The following is a 5294-nucleotide window of genomic DNA, read 5'->3' as shown; positions in this document are numbered from 1 at the left end:
GTTCCTGTTCGTCAGTACCGAGTTTTGTAGTCTCGCTTTCTTCAGGTGTAACCTCGCGGTTACCACCCTTGCGACTTACTAATGCTTCCAGACGTTACTCCAGCGCATAAGGGACTTACACCCTCTAAATAAATTCTTATATTGCTATAAGATAAAGATGCCCATACTGGGCACACACACCGTGTATAATTAATTGCTACTGTTGGCTAAGAGCAGGATCTTTTCTTACAATTCACTATATTACATTGCGGAATAATAATCGTGTACTTTCCCGCAACTAACCATACACAATCACGTTACCTGCAAGCTGAAAAAAGAGCCACCGCACGGTCAAGCACATTTGGTTTTTGCCAACGCTAAACCCAACGCTGAAAAACCAAAAGAGCTTGCCCTTCCCCACCGCCACCCACACAGAATAATTACAGTTTATACACAGTTTTTTGAGATATTTAAAATAAACTAACTATTTTAGCGACTGAATAAACAACGTCTGAAATGAACAGAATTAAGGAAGTGTTGGAACAGAAAGGGATTAAGCAAACTTGGTTGGCTGAAAAACTTGGAAAAAGTTACAATATGGTTAATGCTTATGCACAAAACCGACAACAACCACGATTGGAAACCTTAATGGAGATTGCAAACATTTTGGATATTGACGTGAAAGAATTGATAATATCTAACAAAGAGAATAACTAATGGCGACAGAAAAGGAACTATATGCTGAAATAGAGGCACTAAAAAAGAAATTAGAAGTTGCCAACAACCGAATTAAAACCGAGAAATACGGAATTACTTGGTTGGACGTGCCAGAAGCATTTGAGGAAGAAAGCGAAAACCAACTTCCAATTTTGACAGAAGTAAAAGAAAAAGCCATAAAAAATGAGGATGGAAAGCCAACCCACATTTTAATTGAAGGCGACAATTATCATTCTCTTACTTGCTTAAACTACACACACAAAGGCAAAATTGACCTAATCTATATTGACCCACCTTACAACACAGGAAAGGACGGATTCACATATAAAGACAAAAGAATAATTGACAAATTTCCTGATGGAACTACTGTACCGAAAGACTCACCTTTAAGACACAGTTATTGGCTTTCTTTTATGTACAAAAGATTAGATTTAGCAAAAGACTTACTAAAAGACACAGGTAAAATCGTAATAAGCATTGACGATAACGAAGTAGCAAATCTTGTTTTACTCTGTGCAAAGGTTTTTGGTAGTTACAACCAAGTTGCAATACTACCAACAGTAATGAACCTAAAAGGTAATCAAGACCAATTTGCATTTGCGGGTACTCACGAATATACAGTTGTATTTGCAAAAGATATATCTAAATGTAAATTCAATCAATTTGATTTAGATGAAGAAGAATTGGAGAAATGGGAAGAAGACGAAATCGGGTTTTATAAGAAAGGAGCTAACTTAAAATCAACAGGCGAAAATGCACCAAGAGAAAAGAGAGCAAATCTTTTTTTTCCATTATTGTTTGACAAAGAAACTCATAAGGTTAACCACATTACTGATGAAGAATATGAATTAATATATGATAAAGAAACTAAAAATTTTAATGATGATTTCATAGCCACTTTAAAAGAAAAATATGAAGAATTAGGCTACTCATTTATTCTTCCTATCACAAGTGGTTCATATATGACTTGGAGATGGAGTCGAAAAAAGATGTTAGACGAACCATACAACATTATCGTTAATTCTAACGGAGACTATACTATTAATAAAAAACAGAGACCAGAACTTGGCGATTTACCTTCAAAGAAACCAAAAACTCTCTTCTATAAACCTGTTTATAGTAGCGGTAACGGAACAAATCAATTGAAAAATATTGTACCGAACAATAGTTTTAAAGCACCCAAACCAGTTGATTTAATTAAAGACTTAATTCAATTATCAACAGACAAGAAATCAACTGTTATGGACTTTTTTGCAGGTTCAGGTACTACACTTCACGCCTGTTTGGATTTGAACAATCAAGGTTATGAAATTCAAAATATTATCTGCACAAATGATGAAGGTAATATATGTACCGAAGTTACTTACCCAAGAAGTAAAAATATTATTATAGGGTATAAAGATTTAAAGAAAAACAAAATTGAAGGCCTTGGAAACTCTTTAAAATATTACAAAACAGATTTTGTAGGTTCCAATAATATTCTTTCAGCAACAGATGAAGATAAATCTTCATTAGCACACAAAGCAGGATGTTTGCTTTCAATTGCAGAAAATACTTTGGAAGAAATAGAATTGAGCACTTGTTATCAACTTTTTGAAAACCACAAAAAAGTAACAGCCATTTATTTCAAAGAAGAAATGACCGAAATGGAAACTTTTTTAGAAAAAGTTGAAAAAATAGATAAACCAATCGCATTGTATCTGTTTAGTTGGGGAAATAGAAGTGAGTTTGAGGCTCTTTTCGACCATTTGGAACACATAACTATCAAAACCATTCCGCAACCCATTTTAGAGATTTACAAAAAGATTTACAATATAGTAACCGTATGAGCAGATATAGTCCATTAAACTTTCAAACGAAAGCCATAGATAAGTTAGTTTCCACATTTACAAAATTGTGGGGTAACACAGAAACGCAAAGACTTTTAGCATTCAAATCACCAACAGGAAGTGGTAAGACTTTTATGGTTGCCAATTTTGTGCATAGCCTAAACGGTATGCCAACTTGGGATTATGATAAAGCCTTTATTTGGATTACGTTTTCAGAGGATTTGGCAATGCAAAGCAAAGACAAATTTCACGAGTATTTTGATACCAATCTTGAAAATGGTTTGCTTACGGTAAACGATTTTAAACAAGGTAAACTCTACAAAAATGATATTCTTTTTATCAATTGGCAAAAGTTGGTCGCTTCTAAAAAAGAAAGCAGATTATTAAGACGACCAGACGAAGAAGAATTTCTAAAAGAGCAAGGTTACTATTTTGAGGACTTAATCGAAAACACACATAAAGAAGGTAGAGAATTTGTCTTAATCATTGACGAAAGCCATAAAAACCGAGATACGGATTTAGCCCAAGAAGTAATTGACATTATTAATCCAAAAGTAATTCTCAATGTTTCTGCCACGCCTAAAAACATTCCAGGCATTGACGAAATTGAAGATGGAACAGCAGGATATGTTGGGGTTAAACGTGAAGAAGTAGTTGAAGAAGGATTAATCAAAGAAAAAATCGCAGTTCAAACCGAAGAAGATTTAGCAAAATATCCAAACAAAGATTTAGACGAATTGCTTTTAGATTTAGCTATTGAACGCCAACAAGAACTCAAAGCAGAATATAAAACTTTGGGTAAAGACATAAATCCGTTGGTTTTAATCCAATTACCAAATGACGACAGTCGTTTAAAAGACGCAGGACAAAAAACCAAAGAAGAAATTGTTTTGGATTACCTGCAAAAAAAGAAAATCGACATTGACAGAAAAGTTGCTTTATGGTTTGACGGAAAGCAAAAAAATATGGACTTCATTACGCATAATGAAAGTGATGTGGATTTTATGCTTTTCAAACAAGCAGCAGGAACAGGATGGGATTGTCCGAGAGCTCATATTTTGGTAATGTTCAGAGAGATTAATTCGGCTTCCTTTTATGTTCAAACTATTGGTAGGATTTTGCGAATGGCAGAACCAAATCGTAAAGACGATTACAAAAACAATCCGAATTTAAGAACAGGGTATTTATACACCAACTACAAGCGTAATGATGTAGAAATCCCAGACCAAGGAACTAAAAACAAACCATTTATCTATACTTCAAAACGAAAGGACGATTTAGAAAATATACAAGACTTGTTTTCTGATTTTGTTTCTCGTGTTGATTATGGCGATTTAGGTCACGCAGTAAAATTTCAAATGGGTTTCTTAAAATCATTTGACAATTATTTTGATTTTGAAGAGCAAGACCACCCAGCCATTATGCGAGAAAAAATTCAAGCAAAAGGCATTGATATAAACCCAACATTGACCAATAAATTGATTGTTGATGCAGAGTTTACAGACTATGATAAAATCAATTTAGACTTTGCCAAAAAAGGACACGAAGAAGATTACGAAATTTCAAGAAATGATGTAGAAAAATTATTTAATTGGTTTTGTTTTCAGCTTTTATCGGAACAAACAGAAACGGAAGCTAAAGTTTCAAACGTTTCTCGTTCTTGGTCGCCTTTAAAATCAGCATTCAGAGTTTGGTTTAAAAGCATATTTGACCAAGACAGCAATTTGTATTACCGCATTTTAATAAACGACTTAAACAAAGAGCAGTCAAGTATTTTCAGACAAGCATTAACCAAAACTTTGAAAGAATATTATCCTGTGAAAAAGGAATATCTTGAAAAGCGTAAAAAAGACATTGAAAAACGAGAAGCACCACTTTTTGAAATTAAAGAAGAATACACATTTACAGAAGATTATGCTGAATTAACCACACAAGAAGGAACTTCTGAATTAAGTGCAATCCAACCTTTCTACTTGAAAAAAGAATACAAAGGGCGAGACAATGAATTGAAATTCTTGAACTACCTCGAACAGAAAAAAGACAAATTAGATTGGTGGTTTAAAAATGGAGATTCAGGAAAGGAATTTTATTGCTTGAAATATTATAATACAGCGAAAAAAGAGGAAGCTCTTTTCTACCCTGATTGGATTTTAAAATTCAAAGACGGAAGAATTGGAATATTTGACACGAAAAGTGGACAGACAGCACAAAACCCAGAAGGACGTGCTGAAGGACTTGCTAACAAACTGAAAGAATTAAATGAAAATGGCGGAAAATATGTTGGCGGACTTGTAGTGCTAGAGAATAACCAATGGTATTATTTCAATAACGAAAAGTATTTATTAGAACCGACAGTAAACGGAGTTGAAGAACCGAAAGCGGAATATGGAGTGAAATTTGACTACGATTATACGCCAGGGAAATTGACAGAAAATTGGAAACCATTTAATAAACTGTTTGACTAATGCCAACGCTAAAAGCCATACACATTTGCAATTCGCACCAGCCGACACACAAGCCAAAAATTGCAAAAGAGTATGTCTTTGCCAACGCTGACAGACGAACGAAAAAATAAAGCCAGCAGGTAATCGAGTAGACGGGTCCGCCCCTAGTTAGGAACGGACTGCGCCTCTCACACCACCGTGCGTACGGGTCTCGTACACGGCGGTTCGTTATATCAGAACTTTACACTAAGGTAGTACGCCAGCATACTTTCGTAACCTCTTTTTCTTAGACGTTTTTCAGTAATAGTAGTCCTCAGTATAGGAC

At 34.5% G+C, this 5294-nt stretch carries 3 protein-coding genes; all 3 read left to right on the top strand.

Translation table 11 applies throughout. From position 1 onward, the window contains the following. Positions 1 to 495 precede the first annotated feature (495 nt). From BFP75_RS21220 to BFP75_RS21210, 3 genes are read left to right on the top strand one after another with little or no spacing between them, the layout of a single operon-like run. On the top strand, positions 496 to 696 hold the full coding sequence (locus tag BFP75_RS21220) for a helix-turn-helix domain-containing protein (protein ID WP_099547325.1): 201 nt from the start codon (positions 496 to 498) through the stop codon (positions 694 to 696). Then, positions 696 to 2525 (top strand): site-specific DNA-methyltransferase, encoded by a 1830-nt coding sequence (locus BFP75_RS21215; protein ID WP_099547324.1) that lies wholly within the window; start codon positions 696 to 698, stop codon positions 2523 to 2525. The genes BFP75_RS21220 and BFP75_RS21215 overlap by 1 nt, the downstream gene beginning before the upstream one ends. After that, positions 2522 to 4990, top strand: a complete 2469-nt coding sequence (locus tag BFP75_RS21210) for a DEAD/DEAH box helicase (RefSeq protein WP_099547323.1) — start codon at positions 2522 to 2524, stop codon at positions 4988 to 4990. Before BFP75_RS21215 ends, BFP75_RS21210 begins: the two co-directional genes overlap by 4 nt. The last annotated feature ends 304 nt before the right edge of the window (positions 4991 to 5294 follow it).

This window comes from Maribacter sp. 4G9 (genome assembly GCF_002742265.1).
Classification (GTDB): Bacteria; Bacteroidota; Bacteroidia; order Flavobacteriales; family Flavobacteriaceae; genus Maribacter.
Note: the sequence above shows the minus strand (reverse complement) of the source record. Positions and strands in the feature narration are given on the sequence as shown.

What these genes read in the sequence shown, in the direction of transcription:
- BFP75_RS21220 (WP_099547325.1), top strand. Translation starts at nt 496, where the DNA reads ATGAACAGAATTAAGGAAGTGTTGGAACAGAAAGGGATTAAGCAAACT.
- BFP75_RS21215 (WP_099547324.1), top strand. Translation starts at nt 696, where the DNA reads ATGGCGACAGAAAAGGAACTATATGCTGAAATAGAGGCACTAAAAAAG.
- BFP75_RS21210 (WP_099547323.1), top strand. Translation starts at nt 2,522, where the DNA reads ATGAGCAGATATAGTCCATTAAACTTTCAAACGAAAGCCATAGATAAG.